The sequence below is a fragment of the Azospirillaceae bacterium genome (assembly GCA_028283825.1).
Lineage (GTDB): Bacteria > Pseudomonadota > Alphaproteobacteria > Azospirillales > Azospirillaceae > Nitrospirillum.
This window is the reverse complement of record JAPWJW010000001.1, coordinates 1,261,021-1,284,214: the sequence shown is the minus strand read 5'-3', so window position 1 is coordinate 1,284,214 and position 23,194 is coordinate 1,261,021. Positions and strand designations below refer to the sequence as shown.

The following is a 23,194-nucleotide window of genomic DNA, read 5'->3' as shown; positions in this document are numbered from 1 at the left end:
GCTTTTCTACAACCCAGCCAGCAAACAAAACATACGCAGTTTGACGTATTAGGATTTGGCTCCTCCGCTTCCATCCTCCCTCCGAAGCCGACGCCGGGCATGTGACCTGGCACCGATAACGGCAACGGGACAGCAAGGACGGGGGAGCAACATCATGACGGGTATCATCACCGCGGCCCGGCGCCGCCTGCGCACGGGCCTCCTGACCACGGCGATCGCCCTGCCCGCCCTGTCGGGCGTGGCGCACGCTGGCGAGACCATTTCCGACGGCGACAAGTCCATCACCATCGGCCTGGGCCTGCGCGCCAGCTTCACCAGCACGGAGGACGGGGCGCCGGACGGCAAGTCGCGCTCCGCCGACTTCAACCTGGACAGCGTGCGTCTGTACATCAGCGGCCAGTTGACGCCCACGATCAAGGCCACCTTCAACACCGAGCGTGACGGCGATGGTGACATCAAGGTGCTGGACGGCTACGCCCAGTTCGAGCCGGCAGACGGCATCAACGTCTGGGCCGGCCGCATGCTGCCGCCCAGTGACCGCGCCAACCTGGACGGCCCCTATTTCCTGAACACTTGGAACTATCCCGGCACGGTCTCGCAATACCCGTCCAAGTTCGACGGCCGCGACGACGGCGCCACCGTGTGGGGCAAGCTGTTCGACAAGAAGCTGGTCTATTCCGTGGGCGCGTTCGAGGGACATAACCGCATCAGCGGCGCCAGCAACCAGTCCGACAACCTGCTGTACGCCGGCCGCGTCGCCTATAACTTCCTCGATCCCGAACCCGACCCCGCCTACTACACCAGCAGCACCTATTACGGCGCCGTCGATGTGCTGACCCTGGCCTTCGCCGGGCAGTACCAGGCGGATGGCGTGGGCACCATCGGCCGCCATGGCGACTATGCCGCCTGGAACGTGGACGGCCTGTTCGAGAAAAAGCTGGAGGGCATCGGCGTCGTGACCCTGGAGGGCGCCTATTACCAGTACGATACCGGCGGCGTGGCCGACGTGCCCACCAGTTTCGGCGGCGCCGGCTCCACCGCGAATGTTGGCGGCCTGACCCAGGGTACCGCCTACCTAATCGGCGGCGCCTTCTTGCTTCCAGCCAAGATCGGCTGGGGCCAGTTCCAGCCGGTGGCCCGTTACCAGCATTTCGACGCCGACCTGACCGGCATTTCCACCAGCCAGACCGACCTGGGCCTGAACTACATCATCGACGGCCACAACGCCCGCATCAGCGCCGACTATGTCATGACCAGCACCACCGGCAAGCCGGATGGCAATTCCGTCGTCCTGGGCGTGCAGTTGCAGTTCTGACACCCCATACGTCAAACGCCCCATGGGGCGGCGCGCCCGCCGGCCTTATCCTGCCGGCGGCCACGGCCACCCTTGCCCATCCAATCCCGGCATTTCCGCATCAGGGCATGCCCGGGGGGCTTCCTTGCGGCCCCGCGACCGTTAAAGTCGGTCGCGGGGCGTCCCTTTTGGACAAACAGGGCATGGGGGCGATGGCAGTGGGGGCGGGGGCATGAGCGCGCGGCAGCGTATCGTCAGGGAACGGCGCCAATACAACCAGCTGGCCGCCAGCCAGACGCTGGAGGACTACGCCCTGCGCTTCACCGCCACGCGGGCGCGGCGCTGGTCATCCTTCCGTGTCGCCAACACCGCCTTCGGCGCCATCAGCTTCCTGGCGTGCGAGGCCATCGGCGGCAGCGCCACCCTGACCTACGGCTACACCAACGCCACCGCCGCCATCCTGGCCGTGGCGTTGCTGATGTTCCTGGTGGGCCTGCCCATCACCTATTACGCCGCGCGCTATGGCGTGGACATCGACCTGCTGACCCGGGGGGCGGGCTTCGGTTACCTGGGATCCACCGTCACCTCGCTCATCTACGCCAGCTTCACCTTCCTGCTGTTCTCCATCGAGGCCAGCATCATGTCCGCGGCCCTGCAAATGGCGCTGGGCATCCCGCTGTGGCTGGCCCACATCATCAGTTCGCTGGTGGTCATCCCCATCGCCGTCTACGGCATCCGCCTGATCAGCCGCATGCAGTTGCTGACCCAGCCCATCTGGCTGGTGCTGCAACTGGCACCACTGGCCTACCTGGCACTGAACCACCGTGCCGACCTGGCGGCCTGGCGGCAATTCCCGGGAACGCTGGGCCATGCCGACGGTCATATCGATCCGCTGCTGTTCAGCATGGCGGCCAGCATGCTGCTGTCCCTGCTGCCCCAGATCGGGGAGCAGGCGGATTACCTGCGTTTCCTGCCCACCTTGCGCAAAACCGGGCGCTGGGCCTGGTGGTCGGCCCTGATCGCCACGGGACCGGGCTGGGTCGCCATGGGTAGCCTGAAGCTGCTGGCCGGATCCTTCCTGGCGGTGGTGGCCTTGCGCCATGGCCTGTCTTCGGAACAGGCGACCCAGCCGACGGAGGTGTTCTACATCGCCTTTCAGGAGATGCTGTCCTCCCCCACCACGGCGCTGGTGGTGACCGGCCTGTTCGTCGTCACCTGCCAGCTGAAGATCAATGTCACCAACGCCTATGCCGGATCCATCGCCTGGTCCAACTTCTTCTCGCGCCTGACGCACAGCCATCCGGGCCGGGTGGTGTGGCTGGTGTTCAACGTGGTGCTGGCCCTGCTGCTGATGGAGCTGGGCATCTTCCGCGTGATCGGCGGCATCCTGGGCCTGTACGCCAATTTCGCCGCCGGCTGGATCGGCGCGCTGACGGCCGACCTGGTCATCAACAAGCCCCTGGGCCTCAGCCCGCCGGGCATCGAGTTCAAGCGCGCCCATCTGTACGACATCAACCCGGTGGGCGTGGGCGCCATGGGCCTGTCGGTCGTGGCCTCCACCCTCGCCTCCCTGGGTGCCTTCGGGCCGCTGCTGGGCCCCCTGCCCCAGGCCATGGGGCCCTTCATCGGCCTGGCCACCGCCTTCGTGGCCGCGCCCATCATCGCCAAGGCGACCCGGGGCCGCTTCTACCTGGCGCGACGCGATACCGGCCTGCCCGCCAACGCCGCCGAGGTGCGCTGCGTCATCTGCGAGAACGTGTTCGAGCGGCAGGACATGGCCCATTGCCCCGCCTACGCCGGCCCTATCTGTTCGCTGTGCTGCACCCTGGATTCCCGCTGCCACGACCTGTGCAAGCCGCAAGGCCGCCTCACCGACCAGTTGGCCCGCGTGATGGAACGCCTGCTGCCCGCCCGCATGGCCGGCGGCGCCCGCACCCGCACCGCGCGCTTCATCGGTGTCATGGCCATCTTCACCCTGGTGAACGGCGGCGTGCTGTCCTTCATCGGCACGCAGTACGGTGCCGCGGTGCCGGACGCGCGAGCCGTGGTGGAAACCACGCTGTGGATCGTTTTCTTCGCCGTGCTGATCGTCTCGGGCGTCGCCGCCTGGCTGCTGGTCCTGGCGCTGGAAAGCCGCCGGGTGGCGGAAGAGGAGACCGCCCGCCAGACCGGCATGCTGATGGAGGAGATCGAGGCGCATGAGCGCACCGACGCCGCGCTGCAAAAGGCCAAGGAGGTGGCGGAGGCCGCCAACGTGGCCAAAAGCCGCTATATCATCGGCATCAGCCATGAGATCCGCACGCCGCTGAACGCCATCTTCGGGTATGCCCAGTTGCTGGAACGCGACACCAGCATCCGCAACCCCGATGGCGTGCGCGTCATCCGCCGCAGTGCGGAGCACCTGTCCAACCTGGTGGACGGCCTGCTGGACATCAGCAAGATCGAAAGCGGCCTGCTGCGTCTGAACCGGGACAAGGTGCGGCTGGTGGAATTCCTGGACCAGATCGTGGACATGTTCCGCCTGCAGGCCGCCGCCAAGGGCATTCGCTTCCATTACGAGCGCCCGGCTTATCTGCCGGCCTTCGTCCACACCGACCAGAAGCGCCTGCGCCAGATCCTGATCAACCTGCTGTCCAACGCCCTGAAATACACCAGCGCCGGCCACGCCACCCTGCGCGTGCGCTATCGCAGCCAGGTGGCGGAGTTCGAGGTGTCGGACACCGGCTTCGGCATCCTGCCCGAGGATATGGAACGCATCTTCGAACCGTTCGAGCGCGGGCATAACGCCAGCGCCCGCGCCGTGCCCGGCACCGGCCTGGGCCTGACCATCACCCGGCTGCTGACCCGCATCATGGGGGGTGAGATCTCGGTGGCCAGCACGCCCGGCCAGGGCAGCACCTTCACCGTGCGCCTGCTGCTGTCTGAGGCGCAGTCGGGTCCCGATGACCCACCGGCGGCCCGCCGCATCCACGGCTATGCCGGCCCGCGCCAGCGCGTGCTGGTGGCCGATGACGATGCCGACCATCTTGGCCTGATCCAGAACCTGCTGCGCCCGCTGGACTTCCTGCTGTTCACCGCCCGCGATGGGCGGGAATGCGTGGACCTGGCCCGGGAATGCCGTCCGGACCTGGCCCTGCTGGACATCTCCATGCCCCACATGACGGGGTGGGCGGCGGCGGCAGCCCTGCGCCAGTTGGATCTGCCGCGCCTGAAGATCATGATGGTGTCGGCCAACGCCCACGACTACACCCCCGGCCGCGCCGCCGCCGGCGGGGAGGAGGGCGTGCCGGCCGACCACGACGCCTTCATCATCAAGCCGGTGGACGTGGACGCCCTGCTGGACCGCATCGGCGGCCTGCTGGGCCTGGAATGGGTGTATGAGGTGCCGGCCACACCATCGCTCCCCGCGGCACCGGAGAGTGTGCCCGACGCCGCCCTGCCCCACCTGGACGCCCTGTGGCAATTGGGCCGCATCGGCCATGTGCGCGGCATCGAGGCCAAGCTGCGCGAGTTGGAGGGGGAGGATGCGACCACCGCCGCCTTCGCCGCCCACCTGCGCACCCTGGTGCGCGCCTTCGATATGAAGCGTTACATGGCCATCCTGGAAAGCGCCCGCGTTGCCGCCGACCGTCCCCCCGATACGGGAGAGAAGCATGACGATGCCCGCACGAACCCCGTCCTGGGGGACGCCGATGATTGACGCGGCGAAGGCCTCCACGGGCGCCAATCCCGGCCGGCGCGATACCGTGCTGGTGGTGGACGACACCCCGGAAACCTTAGGATTCCTGACCGACGCACTGGACCTGGCGGGCCTGACCGTGCTGGTGGCGACGGACGGCGAAAGCGCCCTGTCCCTGCTCAGCGCGGTGACCCCCGACCTGGTGCTGATGGACGCGGTCATGCCCGGGCTGGACGGGTTTGAGACCTGTCGCCGGCTGAAGCGGGAAAAGGCCCTGGCCCACCTGCCGGTCATCTTCATGACCGGCCTGAGCGAGACCGAACACGTGGTGCAGGGCCTGCAGGCCGGCGGCGTCGATTACGTCACCAAGCCCATCGTGGTGGACGAGCTGATGGCCCGCATCCGCGTGCACCTGGCCAACGCCCGCGTGGCCCACGGCGCCCAGGTGGCGCTGGACACCACCGGCCGCTATCTGCTGGCCGCCGACGGCCGGGGGCTTTTGCGCTGGTGCACGCCCCAGGCGCAGCGCCTGCTGGCTGAATTCTTTCCCCTGGCCGCCAACGACGCCGGCGCCCTGCCGGCGGAGGTGGTGGACCGCCTGGCCCGCCTGGCGCAAGACGGCGGCCAGCCCATCATCATCAACGGCGACGACAGCCGCCGGCTGGAGGTCGCCTACCTCAGCCAGACCGAACCCGACGAATTCCTGTTCCGCATCAGCGAAACCGGCGCCGGCCGTGATGAGCACGCCCTGCAACAGGCCCTGAACCTGACCGCGCGCGAGGCCGAGGTGCTGGTCTGGATCGCCCACGGCAAATCCAATCGCGACATCAGCGACATCCTGGGCATCAGCCCCCGCACGGTGAACAAACACCTGGAACAGATCTTCGTGAAACTGGGCGTGGAGAACCGGGCGTCGGCGGCGGCCGTGGCGGTGCGGGTGATGGCGGGGTGATCCACTACCCAAAGATGGAAAGACAAACGCTTATTGCGCCATTGATATGATCCCAAGAGGATCTAGCTCTCTTCACGATGGGATCCCATCCTGGATCCAGGTTTCAGGGCGGAGAGGACGATGAGCCGCGCGCCATACGCTATTTTGGCCTTATTCCCAGCTTTTTTGTCTCTCAAGGCCGCCTACGCTGATGTCTACGCTGGCGCCCCTCCCTTGGTTTGCCGCACCAAAGCCGACTTCGTGTCCTTGAACAAGAAGGACGCTGATCAGCAAAAACTGATCTCATCAGGGAAATGCTGGCGCCTGGATAAAGACTGGCAAGCCTCCATCCTCGAATGGAATGACTTCTCCAGCAAAAATATATCGCGTTGGAAGATAAAGAATAGCACCGGCAAACCGATAACGGTATGGGGTCCGGTGCTGGGTGACGGCTAATGTTCGACCACGAAATAGGCCTGACCAGGAACCGTCCCCTCTTCAACAAAACCCCGGAAAGCCGTTGATTGAGCCGTAGGGTCCCCGATGTGCAAGTGCGGAGCCTCAGTCCTGGTATATTTGCCATGTAGCAAAATCTGCCATGCCATCGGCGTTCCCAACGAGGCTCCGAAGATTTCCGCGCGCTTCGACCTCAATTTCAAGAAAAGCTCTGAATCACTCATGCCCTGCACATGAATGTCGGCAGCGCGGCCCATCAAGTGAAGGCTGTTTTTAGCCCCACCTTTAGGAACCGACATGCGATCCCCGCTGGTCACGATAACTTGGCAGTTCAAGATATCTGCGATTTTCTGCAATAGATCGCGGAGCGCCGCATCGCTGACCGGATGCGTACCATAAAGCACGTCGGGCATGGGGGTCTCCCTGGAACCAAGCGATCACACACGATCACTGAGGTAGAACAGGCAACCCATGGCGCAACCTTTTTGCCTCAAATATTCACCAGGTGCGCCACCTCCGCCGCCGTCTCATCCCGCGTGCTGCCGGCGCGGATGACGCGGCCGCGTTGCATGACGCGGTAGCTGTCGGCGAAGGACCAGGCGAAGTCCAAATACTGCTCCACGATCAGGACGGTGACGCCCAGGTCGGTGCGGACGCGGCGTAGCGCATCCTCGATCTGCTGGACGACCGACGGTTGGATACCTTCCGTCGGTTCATCCAGCAGCAGCAGGCTGGGCTGGCCCGCCAGGGCGCGACCGATGGCCAGTTGCTGCTGCTCGCCGCCGCTGAGCACGCCGCCCTTGCGGTTGATGATCTGCGCCAGCTTGGGGAACAGGTCGAAGATGTGGTTGGGGATGCCGGCCTTGATCGCCCCGGCCCCGCCAGCGCGGCCGGCCAGGGCGGACAGCCCGGTCTCCAGATTCTCGCGTACCGTCAGGTGGGGGAAAATGTGGCGGCCCTGGGGGACGTAGCCGATGCCGGCGCGGGCGCGCTGGTGGGGACCCAGCGCGCTGACGTCGCGGCCCTGGAACATCATGCGGCCGGCCGTCAGGCGCTGGGCGCCGATGATGGTCTTCAGCAGCGTGGTCTTGCCCACGCCGTTGCGGCCGATCAGGGCCACGGCACTGCCGGCCGCGACGTCCAGGTCGATGTCCCACAGCACCTGGCTCTGCCCATACGTGGTGGCGACGCCGGCCAGTTTCAGCAGGGGGTCAGCCATGGTGGGTGTCCTCCTTCGCGCGGCCCAGATAGACGGCGGCCACGTCGGCGTCGGCACGGATGGCGGCCACGCTGCCCTCCTTCAGGAACTGGCCCTGGTGCATGACGGTGACGCGGGCGTCCAGCTGTTCCAGGAAACTCATGTCGTGGTCGATGACCAGCACGGTATGCCGTCCCACCAGGCGGCGGATCAGGGCCGCCGTCTGGCTGGTTTCGGCCGGCCCCATGCCGGCGGTGGGCTCATCCAGCAACAGCAGGTCGGCGCCGGTGGCCACCACCATGCCGATCTCCAGCCACTGCTTCTCGCCATGCGCCAACTGGCCGGCGGGGACGGCGGCGCGGTCGGCCAGGCCGATGGTTTCCAGGATGTCGGCCACCGTGGCCTTCTCAACGGCGGCGGCGCCGGACTGGAACGACCGCCACCAGCGCCGGTCGCGCCGGGCGGCGATCATCAAATTGTCCAGCACCGACAGGCCGGACAGCACGCCCGGCGTCTGGAACTTGCGGCAGATGCCGCGGCGCACGATCTCATGCTCCGGCAGATGGGTGATGTCCTGGCCCTTGAAGATCACCCGGCCGCTGGTGGCCCGCACCCGGCCGATGATGGTGTCGCACAGGGTGGACTTGCCCGCGCCATTGGGGCCGATCAGCACCCGCAAGCTTCCCCGGTCCAGGGTCAGGCTGAAGCCGTTCAGGGCCTTGAACCCGTCGAAATCCACCGTCACCCCATCCACCGCCAACAGCAGGTTGCTGGCGGGCTCCACGGTGCCGATGCGCGGCGCGGCCGACACAGTCATTTCGTATCCCCAACGATGATGGATTTCAGGCGGCGGCCCCAGACACTGGCGCCCGCATCAGTGACCAGCCCGGCCAAACCGCCGGGCAGCAGCGTGACCACCAGCACGAACACCAGGCCCAGGGCATAGAGCCACAGGTCGGGGAAGGCGCTGCTGACCCCATCCTTGGCCAGGTTGATCAGCAGGGTGCCGGCGACAGCGCCAGCCAGGCTGTTGCGCCCGCCCACCGCCACCCAGATCACCATCTCGATCGACGGCACCACCCCCACCAGGGCCGGCGACACCACGCCGGCATGCAGGGTGAACAAGGCGCCGGCCAGGCCCGCCAGCACGGCACCGATGGTGAAAGCCACCACCTTGAATGGCGTGGGATCGTAGCCCAGGAAGCGGATGCGGTTCTCCCCATCCCGGATGGCGCGCAGCAGCATGCCGTAGCGGGACGCCATCAGGGCACGCAGGGCCAGGAACACCCCCGCCACCAGGGCCAGGGTCAGCCAATAGAGGCCGTGCGCGGCATCGCCCAGATCGACGCCGAACAGAGTCTGGAAATCCGTCAGGCCGTTGAAGCCGCCGGTGGACGGCTGCTGGCTGATCAGCAGGGTGGCGAAGGCCAGGGCCAGCGCCTGGGTGATCAGCGCGAAATAGACGCCGCCCACCCGCCGACGGAACACCGACCAGGAAAAAGCCGCGGCCACCACACCAGGCACCAGCACCACGCCGGCCAGCGCCACCAGGGGATTGCGGAAGGGCACCCACCACCAGGGCAGGGCGTCCAGGCCGCTCCACACCATGAAGTCCGGCAATTCGCCATCGCCCAGGGCCGCCAGCTTCATGTGCAGGGCGATGGCATAGCCCCCCAGGCCAAAGAACACCCCCTGCCCCAGGCTGAGGATACCGCCCTGCCCCCACACCAGCACCAGGCCCATGGCCAGCAGCCCCATGGCCAGGAAACGGGCCAGCAGGTTCAGCTCATAGGCCGAGACCAGCCAGGGCGCCAGGGCAGCCAGCACCATCACGCCCAAGGTCAAGACCATCTGCCGGCTGATCGTCAGGCCGGCCAAGAGCGTCGTCTTGCGTAAACTCATGTCCATCCCATCCCCCTTCAAGACCGCACCCTCAGTTGTCCAGGGCGCGGCTGCGCACGGCCACGACGCCCTGGGGACGGAACTGGATGAACCCGATGACGAACAGCAGCAGCAGCACCTGGGCCAGGCTGACATCCACCAGGATTTGGACAAGGGCGGAGAACAGCCCCACGATCAGCGAGGCGATGGCCGTGCCCTTCAGGCTGCCCAGGCCGCCCAGCACCACCACCAGGAAGGCCGGCACCACATAACTTTGCCCGACATTGGGGGTGACGGGGCCCAGCAGGGCCAGCACCACACCGGCCAAGCCGGCGATGCCCGTGCCCAGGCAGAACACCGACAGGTCCACCGCCCGCACATTGATGCCGGTGGCCGCCGCCATGCCCCGGTCCTGATTCACCGCCCGCACCAGCAGGCCGATGCGGCTGCGCGCCAGGAACAGGCTGAGCGCGCCCATGACGGCGAAGGCCACAATCAGGATGAACAGGCGGGTGGCCGGAATGGTCAGCCCTTCGAACAGGCCGGAAGGCACGGTCCAGGCATGGTTCAGCCATTCCGGCGCCCGCACGTCCACACCGATGGCGCCGAAGATGTTCCGCGCCGCCTGCTGCAGGATCAGGCTGACGCCCCAGGTGGCCAGCAGCGTGTCCAGCGGCCGCGTGGACAGCCGCCGGATCAGGGTGGATTCCAGCACCGCCCCCACGGCGGCGGCCCCCAGGAACGCCACCGGCATGGCGACGATGATGCCCAGCGGCCCCGGCACCACCTGCAAGGTCAGGTAAGCCAGATAGCCGCCCAGCATCAGCATCTCGCCATGGGCCATGTTGATGACCCGCATCAAGCCGAAGCTGAGCGCCAGGCCCATCGCCGCCAGGACGTAGAGCGAGGCGACGCTGAAGCCGTTGAAGACCTGCCCTGCTATCAGGGGCCATTCGCTCATGATGTCTTGCTCCCTCAAGCGCCGGGCGGCCACATCCGTGGCCTTGGCTATCCTCACTGCGCCCTGCGGTGCTCGCTCCGGCGGACGCGGTCGCGTCCTACAACGAGGTGAGGCAGATCCTCACCTCGTTGGCATTCCGGATCAGGACGCCGGACACTTCTTGCCCGGGAAGACCAGGGGGTCGTAGGGGTCGGGGGCGATGTCGCCCTTGGACTGCCAGATGATCTTGAACTGGCCGGTCGGGTCCAGTTGGCCGATATAGCCGGTCTGCACCAGGCTCTGGTTGGCGGCGAACTTCACCTTGCCCATGGCGGTGTCCAGATAGTCCAAGGACACGGCCGCCGCCCGAACCTTGTCGGGGTCGAAGCTGCCGGCCTTCTCCACCGCCGCCTTCCAGGCATAGACATCGACATAGCCATGGACCATGGGGTCGGTGACGGCGGCACCGACGCCGAACTTGGCCTGGTAGGCTGCCACGAACTTCTTGTTGGCGGGGGTGTCCAGGCTCTGGAAATAGTTCCAGGCCGCAAAGCTGCCTTCCACCAGGCTGGGGCCCATGGCCACGGCCTCCTGCTCACCAATGCTGAACGACATGACGGGCAGCTTGGCGGAGGGCAGGCCGGCGGCGGCCATCTGCTTGAAGAAGCTGACGTTGCTGTCGCCATTGAGCGTGCTGAAGATGATGTCGGGCTTGGCAGCCTGCACCTTGGCGATGACGGCGCTGAAGTCGGTGCCGCCCAGGGGCACGTATTCCTCACCCGCCACCTTCAGCTTATCGTTCTCGATATGCTTCTTCAGGATCAGGTTGGCGGTGCGTGGGAAAACGTAGTCCGAACCGATCAGGAAATAGCTTTTGTAGCCCTTCTCCACCGCCCATTGCAGGGCGGGCAGGATCTGCTGGTTGGGCTGGGCGCCGGAATACAGGATGTTGGGCGAACATTCGTTGCCCTCGAACTGGACCGGGTACCACAGCAGGCTTTTCAGCTTCTGGAACACCGGCAGCATGGCCTTGCGGCTGGCCGACGTCCACCCGCCGAACACGGTGACCACACCGCCGTCCTGCACCAGCTTGGTGGCCTTCTGCGCGAAGATCGCGGGGTCGGAGGCGCCATCCTCCACCACCGGCTCGATCTTCTTCCCCAGCACGCCACCGGCGGCGTTGATCTCCTCAATCGCCAGGATTTCGGCGTTCTTCACCGTCACCTCGCTGATGGCCATGGTGCCGGTCAGCGATTGCAGCACGCCCACCTTCACGGTGTCGGCGGCGTTCGCCACCGGCGCCAGGCTGGTCGCCGCCAGCAACAGGGCCGCAAGGCCGGCCGGCTTGTACATCCCCCTCATCACCATCCCCTTCCCGTCTGATTGTGCCGTTTGTTCCCTGGACACCGCCCTTTTGGCGGGGGCGGCGTTTACAGGCCTCAGGCTAAGGACGGGCCCCACAACGGGGTATGGGGCGTTTGACGTAGGGTGGAGGCGGCAACCGCCGGACCGCGTTAAAACGCCACGCTGGCAACGGCGGCCGCAAGGCCCGATATCCCCTTTACGTGTCAGTCACGTGACGGTGAGTTGGTTGCATAAATATAGGCCCGTTTCCAACCCGACCAACCAGGCCAATGATCGGAAATCCAGACTATGCCAAATGCCGGAGACAGGAAAAACTCTCCATCGCCGTGTCAGTAGGATCAAAGGAGGCACCAACACCATATGTCGGAAAGGGTGGGATCATGATCGGCCCTGAATGTGTTCTTAACAGCATTACCGGGATTCTGAACGCATACAGCCTGTCCCACGGGCGATTGAGCTGGTCCATGTTTCCCATCCTGAAATGCAACCTCAACCACCTGCCACCCCGTCGCCCGCCCACACCCGGGAAAGTTTCAGCCCGTCCGGTGGTGCCCGAGACCTGTGGAACCCTTTCATGACCGGACAGCAGCCCCCCATCCCCGCTTCCGAATCCCGCCGCATCGTCGTCCTGCTAGGCATGCACCGCTGCGGCACCAGCGCGCTCACGCGCGGACTTTTGACCTTGGGCGTGGATCTGGGCGACAGCTTGATGCCACCGAACGAGGGCAACCGGCGTGGCTACTGGGAAGATACGGAGGTGGTGGCGCTGAACGACCAGTTGCTGGCCCGCTTCGGCCATAGTTGGCACACCATCACCAGCATCCCCGATGAACAACTGACCGGCGAGGCTACCGCCGACCTGATGCTGGAAGCGGCCACTCTGTTGCGACGCAAGCTGAAGGAGGGCCGCGTCTTCGCCATGAAGGATCCGCGCATGGCGCGGCTGCTGCCCTTCTGGAAGGCCGTCTTCGCGCATCTGTGCCTGGACGCCGCCTATGTCATCGCGGTGCGCAACCCCGTCAGCGTGGCGGCGTCGCTGCGCCGGCGCGACAGCTTCCCGGCGGAGAAGAGCCATTATCTGTGGCAGGGCCACATGCTGGCGGCCCTGCACCACAGCGCCGGCCACGCCCGCGTCATCGTCGAATACGACACCCTGATGGCCGACCCGCTGCCGCAACTGCGGCGCCTGGCCGATGGCCTGGGCCTACCCCTGAATGTGGAAGAGGCTGAACGCTACGCCCGCGACTTTCTGACGGAAGAACTGCGCCACAGCACCTTCGATGCCGAGGATCTGCGGCTGGAACGGTCGGTCCCGCAGGAGGTGACGGTTGCCCACACCCTGCTGCATCGCTTGGCGCAGGACGAGCTTTCACCGGAAGCACCGGCCGCCATCGCCACCCTGGCCAGCCTGACCCAGGCTTTCGACCGCCTGCGCCCCGCCTTCACCTACATGGGCCGCATGGACAGGGCGCTGGGCATCCTGAACCATCAGGTGGAGGAACAGGCGCATCAGATCGCCACCCTGACCCAGAGTCTGTCGACCATCGACGCCCGGGCGCAGATGCTGGTCCATGAGGTCCGCATCCTGAACGACGTGCTGACCGAGGCCCCGGCCGGTCCGGAGGTACGTGCCGCACCAGCCGCCACGCCACAGTTGCGCCAGGGCCTGGTGAACGCCCGCCGGTTGAAGGCCAGGCTGGCCGCCATGGAGAACAGCACATCCTGGCGCATCACCCGGCCGCTGCGCGCCTTCTTCCAATCCTGGCCCATGGCGCGGCGGGCCGTGCACCTCGCCCTCTCCGTGCTGACCCTGCGCATGCTGGGCTGATGCTCATGCCGTCAGGCGGCCGCCGCCGCTGGCCTTTTCCCACAGCAGGCGGGCAGGCGTCCAGAACTGGCCCTGGTAGCCGCCCAGGAAACCTTCCATCAGGCGCAGCGCCGTCTCCAGCCCCAGGCTGTCGGCGTAGAACATCGGCCCACCCCGGTGCGCCGGGAAGCCATAGCCGTTGAGATAGACGACATCGATGTCGGACGCGCGCTGGGCGATGCCCTCGCCCAGCAGCGCCGCGCCCTCATTGGCCAGCGCCAGGATGCAGCGGGCCACCACCTCGTCATCGCCGATGACGCGCGGCGGCAGGCCGATCCCCTTGGCATGGACACGGGCCAGTTCGTCGACCTCCGGATCGGTCTCCCGCGCCCGGGTTGCCGGATCATACTGGTAGAACCCCTTGCCCGTTTTCTGGCCGAAGCGGCCCAGGTCGCAGATCCTGTCGGCGAAGGCGGAATAGGGCCGGGCGTCGCCGGCGGCCGCCCGGCCGGCGCGGATGGCCCGGCCGATGTCGTTGCCCGCCAGATCCATCATGGCGAAGGGCCCCATGGCCATGCCCCAGCGTTCCAGGGCGCCATCCACCTGCCAGGGCAGCAGGCCCTCATCCACCAGGAAATAGGCCTGGCGCAGATACTCCTCGATCATGCGGTTGCCGATGAAACCGTTGCAGACCCCGGCCACCACCCCGACCTTGCCCAGGCGGCGGGACAGCGCCATGGCGGTGGCCAGCACCGCCGGATCGGTCTTGGCGCCCCGCACCACCTCCAGCAGGCGCATCACCGGCGCCGGGCTGAAAAAGTGCAGTCCCACCACGCTTTCCGGCCGGCGGGTGACGGCGGCAATGGCGTCCAGATCCAGGGTGGAGGTGTTGCTGGCCAGGATGGTGTCCGGCTCGCACACATCGTCCAGGGTGCGGAAGATGTCCTGCTTCACGGCCATGTTCTCGAACACCGCCTCGATCACCAGATCCACGGCAGCGGTGGCCGCCAGGTCGGTGGCGGTGTGCAGGCGGCCCAGGCGGCGGTCGCGCTCCGCCCCATCCATGCGGCCCTTGGATACCGCGGCGTCATAACCCTTGGTGATGGCGGCCAGGCCCTTGTCCACCGCCGCCTGGTCGCGGTCCAGCAGGATGACCTCCAGCCCGGCATTGGCCGCCACGGTGGCGATGCCGTGGCCCATGGTGCCGGCGCCGATGACCGCCACGCGCCGGATGTCGCGCGGCTTCACGTCCGCGCCCAGGCCCTCGATGCGGGCGGCGCGTCGTTCCGCGAAGAAGGCGTATTGCAGGGCCTTGGACTCCGGTGTCGCCATCAGCTCGCGGAACAGGGCGAATTCCTTCAGCAGGCCCTCGCCGAAGGGGCGCTCCACCGCCGCCCGCACCGCGTCGATGCAGGCCAATGGTGCCGGCAGCTGGCGCTTCAGCCCATCCGCCTGACGCTGGAACCAGTCGGCGCTGGTGTCCTCCGCCAAGACCGCATGCCGCATGGACAGGCGGGGACGGGCATCGTCCTTGGCCGCCTGCGCCGCCACGGCCACGGCATCGTCCAGCAGGTCGCCGGCGGCAAGGGTGACCAAGCTGAGCTGGGCGGCCTTGGCGGCCGAAACCGGCGTGCCCGACAGGATCATGTCCAGTGCCGCCTTCACCCCGATGGCGCGGGGCAAGCGCTGGGTGCCGCCGGCACCGGGCAGGATGCCCAGCTTCACCTCGGGCAGGCCCAGGCTGGCGTTGGCCGCCGCCACACGGTGGTGGCAGCCCAACGCCACCTCCAGCCCACCGCCCAGGCAGGTGCCGGCGATGGCGGCCACCACGGGCTTGGCCGCCCCCTCCAGATCGGCGATCACGTCGGGCAAGGTCGGTGCCGCCATGGCGCCGCCCCGGGTGGCGGACGCGAACTCCTCGATATCCGCGCCGGCGGAGAAATGGCGCGGGCCGCCGGTCAACACCACGGCCCGCACCGCCGGATCGGCCATGGCCCGGGCCAGCGCCGCGCGCAGGTCCTGGCGCAAGGCGAGATCGAAGCTGTTGACCGGCGGGCGGTCCAGGGTCAGGACGGCGACGCCACCCCGCAGCTCGAATTGCACCGGCATCGGGAACGCTCCTTTGGTTCAAAACGGGCGGGGAAGGGTCAGAAACAGGCGGTGTCGAGGGTCAGGGTCTGGTTGCTGCGCCGGCCGACGATGTCCAGCCAGACATCGACGCGCGGCACCTCATTCTCGAAGAAGAAACGGCATGCGGCCAGCTTGCCGGCGCGGAAGGCGGGCTCATCCACATCCTCGCCTCCTGGACCGGCGGCCACCACAGCCTGATCCAGCCATAGCCAGGCCACCACGGCGTGGCCGAAAGCGGACAGGAAGGGGGTGGCCTGCGCCAGGCTGGCGGCATCATTGCCGGCGACCTTCAGATGGTCCACCAGGGCGCCAATGCGGGCCCAGGCCACGTCCAGGCCGTGGGCGAAGTCGGCCAGCGCCGGCAGTTCCCGCGCCCGATGCACCGTGGCATCCACCCGGTGGCGCAGGGTGGCCAGCGAGGCGCCATCGTCGCGCAGGGTCTTGCGGCCCATCAGGTCCAGTCCCTGGATGCCGGTGGTGCCTTCATGGATGGGGTTCAGGCGGTTGTCGCGGTACAACTGCTCCACATCGAAATCCCGGGTATAGCCGTAGCCACCGTGCACCTGGATGGCCAGGTCGTTGGCGGCCAAGCCCCATTCCGACGGCCAGGTCTTGGCCACGGGTGTCAGCAGGCCCAGCAGGCCGCCGGCTTCGGCACGGTCCGCCTCGGGCCCGTGCCGTTCCTCATCCACCAGCCTAGCGCAATAGAGCACCAGGGCCAGGGCGCCCTCGGCGTAGGCCTTCTGCGCCAGCAGCAGGCGGCGCACGTCGGCATGGTCGATGATGGGAACGGGGGCGCCGCCCCGGGCCCCCGGCGGGCGACCCTGCCGGCGGTCGCGGGCATAGTCCACCGCCAGGCGGTAGCCGCGATAGCCCAACATGGCGGCCCCCAGGCCGACGGACACCCGCGCCTCATTCATCATCTGAAACATGATGGGCAGGCCCTGGCCCACCCCGCCCACACGATACCCCACCGCCCCGGCCTGCCCGCCCGGCCGATGGGCGGCCCCCTCCCCGAAGTTCAGCAGGCAGTTGGCGGTGCCGCGATAACCCATCTTGTGGTTCAGGCCGGCCACGACCACGTCGTTGCGCTGGCCTGCGAAATCAGACCCATCGACCAGCACCTTGGGCACGGCGAACAGGGAGATGCCCTGGGTGCCGGCCACCAGCTTGCCGTCCGGTCCCGGCACCTTGGCCAGCACCAGATGGATGATGTTGGCGCTGGCGTCCTGATCGCCGCCCGATATCCACATCTTGTTGCCGAACAGGCGATAGCGGTCGCCCAGCCCATCCGCCCCGTCTGGTGCCGCCCGGGTGGCGACATCCGCCAGCGACGACCCGGCCTGCGGCTCCGACAGGCACATGGTGCCGAAGAAACGCCCCTCCACCTGCGGCAGGGCGCAAGCCCGCACCAGGGCCTCGTTGGCATGGTGGACCAGCAGACGGGCATTGCCGGCGGTCAGCATGGGATAGGCCGCGGCCGCCACGTTGGCGGCCATGAACTGGGCCATGGCGGCACTGTAGGCCAGCTGCGGCAGTTGCAGGCCGCCCACATCCGCGTCGAAGGGGGCGGCGAACATGCCGACCTCGGCGAAGGCTGCCAGCGCCTGATGAAACTCGGGCAGGATACGCACCTGGCCGTCCACCAACTGCGGTTCCCTTTGATCCGCCGCCTTGTAATGGGGCAGGAAGGTGTCGGCCGCCACATGGCCGGCGACGTCCAGCATCGCGTCCACCGTCTCCACACTATGGTCGGCGAAGTGGGGCCAGGCCAGCACGCCGGCCAGGTCCAGCCAGTCGTGCAGCAGGAAACTCAGGTCACAGGCGCGAACCGGCGGCGTGCTCATGGAAACGTCCTCTCCGGTTCGGGGGTCAGATGATTCCGGCGCCGCCGTCCACCGCCAGGATTTGGCCGGTGATGTGGCCGCCGGCGGCCGACGCCAGCAGCAGGGCCGCCCCCTTCAGATCGTTATCGTTGCCCAGTTTTCCCAGGGGCGTGCCGGTCACCAGCGCCTCCTCATGCCGGGCCAGGGTGCCGCGCGTCATCTTGGATGGGAAAAAGCCGGGCGCCAGGGCGTTCACGGCGATGCCGTGCGGTCCCCACTCCGCCGCCAGCACGCGGGTCAGGTTGACGACGGCGCCCTTGGTGGTGCCATACGCCACCGTGCCCATCATGCTGGGATGGTGACCCTGAAGGCCGGCGACGGAGGCCACGTTGACGATGCGCCCGCGCTTCAGGGGCAGCATGGCGGCCCGCGCCACCGCCTGGGTCAGGAAGAAAACGCCGTTCAGGTTCAGATCCACCACCTTGGCCCACTGCTCGGGCGTGTGGTCCTGGGCCGGCGCCCCCCAGGTGGTGCCGGCGTTGTTGACCAGCACGTCGATGCGGCCATGGGCGGCCATCACCCGCTCCACCAGCGGAGCCATGGCATCCTGCCGGCCGAGATCGGCGGGGATGGCACTGGCGGCGATGCCCTGCGCCGCCAAATGGGCCACGGCGGCATCCAGTTCGTCGGTCTTGCGGGCCACCAGCACGGGATGGGCACCGAACTCGCCCAGCGCCTCCGCGATCTGCAGGCCCAAGCCGCGTGAGCCACCGGTGATCAGGGCCACCTGGCCGCTGAGGTCGAACAGGTTGTGCAGGACGCTGGTCCTGGTCCCGGCCGGGGTGTCTGACATGACGGCGTTTTCCTCCTCGTTATCGGGGATGCCGGATGCGCTGCCGGGCCCGATGTCTTATGGGCGGCACGGAATGCCGCAGCTGGCACTGTATGCCAACGCCAGCAGTCGGGAGAAATAGAAATATCCCGCTGAAAAGACAGGATTATTTACCTATCTTGCCGGCCACGGGCGGCCGCAGTGGGCTGCTGCTGGGTTTTTCGGGAATGCCGACCTTCCAAGAATTTCTCGACCACCCAACGGTGGGTCCAACACCCCATGCACACTATAAAAGGATGCTGGCCGGAAAGGCATTCCGCACTGCCGAAACGCTCCTGTGGGCGACAGGACGGCCGTTAACGAATCCCTAACCATAAACCATTGGTGGTGTTGGCAGATTCCGAATCGGAGGGCGGTTTCGACACACGGATGACCGAAAGGGCAGCCTTTAACCAAGAGCCGCGTTTGCCCCCTGGGCGCGGCAGGTCTACGCGTGATGCATGTCACAGATTAGCCAAATGGACAGTTCATTCGGCACATCAAAAATATACGTTTCAAATCAGTGAATTAGGCCGTCTGCGCGGCGCTCGCGCGCACGCGTACACGTGTTCCGGCCAAGCGCCCTTGGACCAATTGTCCAATCCCGTCTGCATAATGAACTCGATAAATGGGGTGGTGGAGGTCTAGTTCTTGTGCAGTGCGAAACCTCAAGCGATGCGCGGGGATGTTTCATCCCCGGGCGCTTGGCGGGCGGTCAGGCCCTGGCCCCATTTGGGGGCAGAACCTCACAACCCCAACGCGCCGCCGGCTTGCCGGCCATAAAGATTAGAAAGCACGACGTTTACGATCAATCACGGCTTTGCGTGGACAGAATGACCCCGACCCTAAGACTTTTGCGGCACCTGCGCGGCCGCACAAAATCCCTGGCGGCGCTGGCGGCTTTGGCCCCGCTGCTCAGCGGCTGCGACATGGCGCTGCTGGACCCCATGGGTCCCATCGGTGCCGAGGAAAAGTCGATCATCATCCTGGCCACGTGCCTGATGCTTATCGTCATCGTTCCGGTCATCGCGATGGTGCTGTTCTTCGCCTGGCGCTACCGCGCCTCGAACAAGGCGGCGACCTTCACGCCCGACTGGGAACACTCCACCAAGATCGAACTGTTCGTGTGGGGCGTCCCCTGCATCATCATTGCGATCCTGGCCTACGTGACGTGGGTGTCGTCCCACACGCTGGAGCCCAGCAAGGCACTGGTGAGCGACAAGAAGACCATTGAGGTCGAGGTCGTCTCCATGGACTGGAAGTGGCTGTTCATCTACCCCGACCTGCAGATCGCCTCGGTGAACGAGCTGGCCTTCCCGGCCGACACGCCCGTCCACTTCAAGCTGACCTCCGCAACGGTGATGAACTCCTTCTTCATCCCGCGCCTGGGCAGCCAGATCTACACCATGCCCGGCATGGAAACGAAGCTGAACCTGCTGGCCAGTGCCGTCGGTGATTATGACGGCCTGTCCGCCAACTACAGCGGCGGCGGCTTCTCCGACATGCATTTCGTGGCGCACGCCATGAGCGACGACGATTTCGCCCATTGGGTCGAGAACGTCCGCGCCGGTGACAAGAAACTGACCATGGCCACGTACCGCGAGCTGGCCAAGCCCAGCGAGAAGGACCCGGTCAGCTCCTATGCCGAGGTCGAGCCGACGCTCTACCACGACATCCTGAACAAGTGCTCCGACGGTTCCACCTGCATGGACGCCGCCGTGAGCCTCGCCATGGCGAAAGAGGCGGTTGGCGGCGATGTCCAGCTGTGCAATCCCGCCAATCCGAGAGGGTTGTGATTTATGTTTGGTAAACTGACTCTAGAGGCCATTCCCTACCACGAGCCCATCATCATGGTGGCCGTGGCGATGATGGTCCTGGGTGGTGTGGCGGCCTTCGCCGCCCTCACCTTCTTCAAGCTGTGGGGCCCCCTGTGGTCCAAGTGGCTGACCTCGGTCGACCACAAGAACATCGGCATCATGTACATCATCCTGGCGCTGGTGATGCTGCTGCGCGGCTTCGCCGACGCCGTGATGATGCGTACCCAGCAGGCGATGGCGTCGACCGGCGCCGCCGGCCCGCTGCCGCCAGAGCACTTCGACCAGGTGTTCACCGCCCACGGCGTCATCATGATCTTCTTCATGGCGATGCCCTTCATGGTCGGCCTGATGAACATCGTCGTGCCGCTGCAGATCGGCGCGCGCGACGTGGCGTTCCCCTACCTGAACAACCTCAGCTTCTGGCTGACGGCCGCGGGCGCGCTGCTGATCAACATCTCGCTGGCGGTGGGTGAGTTCGCCCGCACCGGCTGGCTGGCCTACCCGCCCCTGTCGGAGTTGCAGTACAGCCCCGGCGTCGGCGTGGACTATTATCTGTGGGCCTTGCAGATCTCAGGTATCGGCACCCTTCTGGCGGGCGTGAACATGATCACGACCATCCTGAAGATGCGGGCGCCGGGCATGACCATGATGCGCCTGCCGGTCTTCACCTGGACCACCCTGTGCTCCAACATGCTGATCGTGGCGGCCTTCCCCATCCTGACCGCGACGCTGGCCATGCTGTCCCTGGACCGTTACCTGGGCATGCACTTCTTCACCAACGACGGTGGCGGCAACGCCATGATGTACGTGAACCTCATCTGGGCCTGGGGCCATCCTGAGGTGTACATCCTGGTCCTGCCGGCCTTCGGCATCTTCTCCGAAGTCATCTCCACCTTCTCGTCCAAGCGGCTGTTCGGCTACACCTCCATGGTCTATGCCACGGTCTGCATCACCATCCTGTCCTTCATCGTGTGGCTGCACCACTTCTTCACCATGGGTGCGGGTGCCAACGTGAACGCCTTCTTCGGCATCACCACGATGATCATTTCCATCCCGACCGGCGCCAAGATCTTCAACTGGCTGTTCACCATGTACCGGGGCCGCCTGCAGTTCACCGTTCCGGTGCTGTGGACCCTGGGCTTCATGGTCACCTTCGTCATCGGCGGCATGACCGGCGTTCTGATGGCGGTGCCCGCGGCCGACTTCGTGCTGCACAACAGCCTGTTCCTGATCGCCCACTTCCACAACGTCATCATCGGCGGCGTGCTGTTCGGCTACCTGGCCGGCTTCACCTACTGGTTCCCCAAGGCCTTCGGCTTCAAGCTGCATGAGGGTCTGGGCAAGGTGTCGTTCTGGTGCTGGCTGGTCGGCTTCTACCTGGCCTTCATGCCCCTGTACGCCCTGGGCCTGATGGGCATGACCCGTCGCATGAACCACGTCGACAACGTCGTCTGGCACAACTACCTGCTGGTGGCGGCGCTGGGTGCGGCGGTCATCGCCTGCGGCATCGGCGCCTTCGTCCTGCAGATCCTGGTCAGCGTGCTGAACCGCAAGTCGCTGCGCGACCTGACCGGCGATCCGTGGAACGGCCGTACGCTGGAGTGGGCCACGTCCTCCCCGCCGGCGTTCTACAACTTCCCGGCCACCCCGGTCGTCCACGGCCGCGATGCCTTCTGGGAGCAGAAGCAGAACAGCGGCGCCGGCCTGCAGCCCCTGCCCGCCTACGGCCGGATCCACATGCCCCACAACACGGGCACGGGTCCCATCCTCGGCGGCTTCATCGCCGTCCTGGGCTTCGCGCTGATCTGGCACATCTGGTGGCTGGTCGTCGCGGCCTTCGCCGGTGCGGTCGCCATCGGCATCGCGCACACCTTCAACGAGAACCGGGACTACTACGTCCCCTCCGAGACGGTGGCCGATACTGAAGGCAAGTACTTCAAGCAACTGACGTCGCAGGTCTGAGATGACGAGCAATACCCATCTTCTGGCCGGTGACGCGGCCCTCCTCACCCACGTGGATGTTCACGAGGAACACCACGACGACGGGTCCAAGACCACGCTTGGTTTCTGGATCTACCTGATGAGCGACTGCATCCTGTTCGCGGCGGTGTTCGCCGCGTTCGCGGTGCTGCGCGGACAGACGGCCGGTGGGCCGGACGCCAAGGAGCTGTTCAGCCTGCCCTACGTGGCCGGCGAAACCGCCTGCCTGCTGGTGTCCAGCTTCACCTACGGCATGGCCATGATCATGGCCGAGCGGCAGAAGCAGTCCGCCACCCTGGTGTGGCTGGCCCTGACGCTGCTGCTGGGCCTGGGCTTCATGTTCATGGAACTGCATGAATTCGCCGAGCTGATCGGCGAAGGTGCGGGCCCCGACCGTTCGGCCTTCCTGTCGTCCTTCTTCACCCTGGTTGGCACCCACGGCCTGCACGTCCTGTCCGGCATGGTCTGGATGGTGGTCATGATGGCCCACGTGCTGCGCCGCGGCCTGACCCACACCAACATCGTCCGCCTGACGTGCCTGAGCCTGTTCTGGCACTTCCTGGACATCGTGTGGATCGGTGTGTTCACCATCGTCTATCTCACGGGAGTGGCCGCATAATGGGCGCTTCGCATTCCGCTACCGCTGCCCATGGGCATGATCACGGCCATCATGGCGACAGTGCGCATGGCAGCGTGAAGTCGTACATCATCGGCTTCATCCTGTCGGTCATCCTGACCGCCATTCCCTTCGCCCTGGTCATGTCCGGCGCCCTGCCGGCCGAGACCGCCGTCCCGGTTTGCTTCGGCCTGGGCATCGTCCAGATCGTCGTGCACCTGGTCTACTTCCTGCACATGAACGCGGCCTCCAGCCGGTCCTGGAACATGGCCGCCTTCATCTTCACGCTGCTGATCGTCGCCATCGTGGTGGTGGGTTCCTGGTGGGTCATGCTCCACCTGAACGCCAACATGATGCCCGGCGCGATGCCGATGGAGTAAGCGTCCCCCCAGGGGAAGGGTTG

18 protein-coding genes are annotated in these 23,194 nt (G+C 66.3%); 9 read left to right on the top strand and 9 right to left on the bottom strand.

Annotated elements, in window-relative coordinates; translation table 11 throughout:
- The first annotated feature begins 154 nt into the window (after positions 1-154).
- The 4 genes from PW843_05170 (at position 155) to PW843_05155 (ending at position 6,360) form a co-directional block, all read left to right on the top strand.
- Positions 155-1,315, top strand: a complete 1,161-nt coding sequence (locus PW843_05170) for a porin (protein MDE1146000.1) — start codon at positions 155-157, stop codon at positions 1,313-1,315.
- A gap of 211 nt (positions 1,316-1,526) precedes the next feature.
- The gene (locus PW843_05165; protein MDE1145999.1) at positions 1,527-4,994 is read left to right on the top strand and encodes an ATP-binding protein; all 3,468 of its coding nucleotides are present in this window, start codon (positions 1,527-1,529) and stop codon (positions 4,992-4,994) included.
- Positions 4,987-5,925 (top strand): response regulator transcription factor, encoded by a 939-nt coding sequence (locus PW843_05160; protein ID MDE1145998.1) that lies wholly within the window; start codon positions 4,987-4,989, stop codon positions 5,923-5,925. Before PW843_05165 ends, PW843_05160 begins: the two co-directional genes overlap by 8 nt.
- Before the next feature lie 120 nt (positions 5,926-6,045).
- Positions 6,046-6,360, top strand: a complete 315-nt coding sequence (locus PW843_05155) for a hypothetical protein (GenBank protein ID MDE1145997.1) — start codon at positions 6,046-6,048, stop codon at positions 6,358-6,360.
- Here PW843_05155 and PW843_05150 read toward each other — a convergent pair.
- The 6 genes from PW843_05150 to urtA all read right to left on the bottom strand — a co-directional run bounded on the left by PW843_05150 (position 6,357) and on the right by urtA (position 11,741).
- Positions 6,357-6,773, bottom strand: coding sequence for a D-Ala-D-Ala carboxypeptidase family metallohydrolase (locus PW843_05150; GenBank protein MDE1145996.1), 417 nt, complete (start codon positions 6,771-6,773; stop codon positions 6,357-6,359). The two genes, PW843_05155 and PW843_05150, sit on opposite strands and share 4 nt — an antisense overlap.
- Positions 6,774-6,850: 77 nt before the next feature.
- Positions 6,851-7,579 carry an urea ABC transporter ATP-binding subunit UrtE gene (gene urtE / locus PW843_05145; GenBank protein ID MDE1145995.1) on the bottom strand — a complete coding sequence of 243 codons (729 nt, stop codon included), beginning with the start codon at positions 7,577-7,579 and terminating at the stop codon, positions 6,851-6,853.
- A complete protein-coding gene (gene urtD, locus PW843_05140) occupies positions 7,572-8,375 on the bottom strand; it encodes an urea ABC transporter ATP-binding protein UrtD (GenBank protein ID MDE1145994.1) in 804 nt (267 codons plus the stop codon). The genes urtE and urtD overlap by 8 nt, the downstream gene beginning before the upstream one ends.
- On the bottom strand, positions 8,372-9,460 hold the full coding sequence (gene urtC, locus PW843_05135) for an urea ABC transporter permease subunit UrtC (protein MDE1145993.1): 1,089 nt from the start codon (positions 9,458-9,460) through the stop codon (positions 8,372-8,374). The genes urtD and urtC overlap by 4 nt, the downstream gene beginning before the upstream one ends.
- A 31-nt stretch (positions 9,461-9,491) precedes the next feature.
- Complete coding sequence (urtB, locus tag PW843_05130) at positions 9,492-10,400, bottom strand: urea ABC transporter permease subunit UrtB (GenBank protein MDE1145992.1); 909 nt, start codon at positions 10,398-10,400, stop codon at positions 9,492-9,494.
- Between the two features lie 141 nt (positions 10,401-10,541).
- Positions 10,542-11,741 carry an urea ABC transporter substrate-binding protein gene (urtA, locus tag PW843_05125; protein ID MDE1145991.1) on the bottom strand — a complete coding sequence of 400 codons (1,200 nt, stop codon included), beginning with the start codon at positions 11,739-11,741 and terminating at the stop codon, positions 10,542-10,544.
- A gap of 577 nt (positions 11,742-12,318) precedes the next feature.
- Between urtA and PW843_05120 the strand changes: the two genes are divergently transcribed.
- Positions 12,319-13,572, top strand: coding sequence for a sulfotransferase (locus tag PW843_05120; GenBank protein ID MDE1145990.1), 1,254 nt, complete (start codon positions 12,319-12,321; stop codon positions 13,570-13,572).
- A gap of 3 nt (positions 13,573-13,575) precedes the next feature.
- Here PW843_05120 and PW843_05115 read toward each other — a convergent pair whose 3' ends face one another.
- From PW843_05115 to PW843_05105, 3 genes are read right to left on the bottom strand one after another with little or no spacing between them, the layout of a single operon-like run.
- Positions 13,576-15,660 carry a 3-hydroxyacyl-CoA dehydrogenase NAD-binding domain-containing protein gene (locus PW843_05115; GenBank protein MDE1145989.1) on the bottom strand — a complete coding sequence of 695 codons (2,085 nt, stop codon included), beginning with the start codon at positions 15,658-15,660 and terminating at the stop codon, positions 13,576-13,578.
- A 38-nt stretch (positions 15,661-15,698) separates the two neighbouring features.
- On the bottom strand, positions 15,699-17,528 hold the full coding sequence (locus PW843_05110) for an acyl-CoA dehydrogenase (protein ID MDE1145988.1): 1,830 nt from the start codon (positions 17,526-17,528) through the stop codon (positions 15,699-15,701).
- Between the two features lie 25 nt (positions 17,529-17,553).
- Positions 17,554-18,360 (bottom strand): SDR family oxidoreductase, encoded by an 807-nt coding sequence (locus tag PW843_05105; protein MDE1145987.1) that lies wholly within the window; start codon positions 18,358-18,360, stop codon positions 17,554-17,556.
- Between the two features lie 851 nt (positions 18,361-19,211).
- Here PW843_05105 and cyoA point away from each other — a divergent pair.
- From cyoA to cyoD, 4 genes are read left to right on the top strand one after another with little or no spacing between them, the layout of a single operon-like run.
- Positions 19,212-20,174 (top strand): ubiquinol oxidase subunit II, encoded by a 963-nt coding sequence (gene cyoA / locus PW843_05100; GenBank protein ID MDE1145986.1) that lies wholly within the window; start codon positions 19,212-19,214, stop codon positions 20,172-20,174.
- Positions 20,175-20,177: 3 nt separating this feature from the next.
- Positions 20,178-22,157 carry a cytochrome o ubiquinol oxidase subunit I gene (gene cyoB / locus PW843_05095; GenBank protein ID MDE1145985.1) on the top strand — a complete coding sequence of 660 codons (1,980 nt, stop codon included), beginning with the start codon at positions 20,178-20,180 and terminating at the stop codon, positions 22,155-22,157.
- A gap of 1 nt (position 22,158) precedes the next feature.
- A complete protein-coding gene (cyoC, locus tag PW843_05090) occupies positions 22,159-22,794 on the top strand; it encodes a cytochrome o ubiquinol oxidase subunit III (GenBank protein MDE1145984.1) in 636 nt (211 codons plus the stop codon).
- A complete protein-coding gene (gene cyoD, locus PW843_05085; protein ID MDE1145983.1) occupies positions 22,794-23,171 on the top strand; it encodes a cytochrome o ubiquinol oxidase subunit IV in 378 nt (125 codons plus the stop codon). Before cyoC ends, cyoD begins: the two co-directional genes overlap by 1 nt.
- The last annotated feature ends 23 nt before the right edge of the window (positions 23,172-23,194 follow it).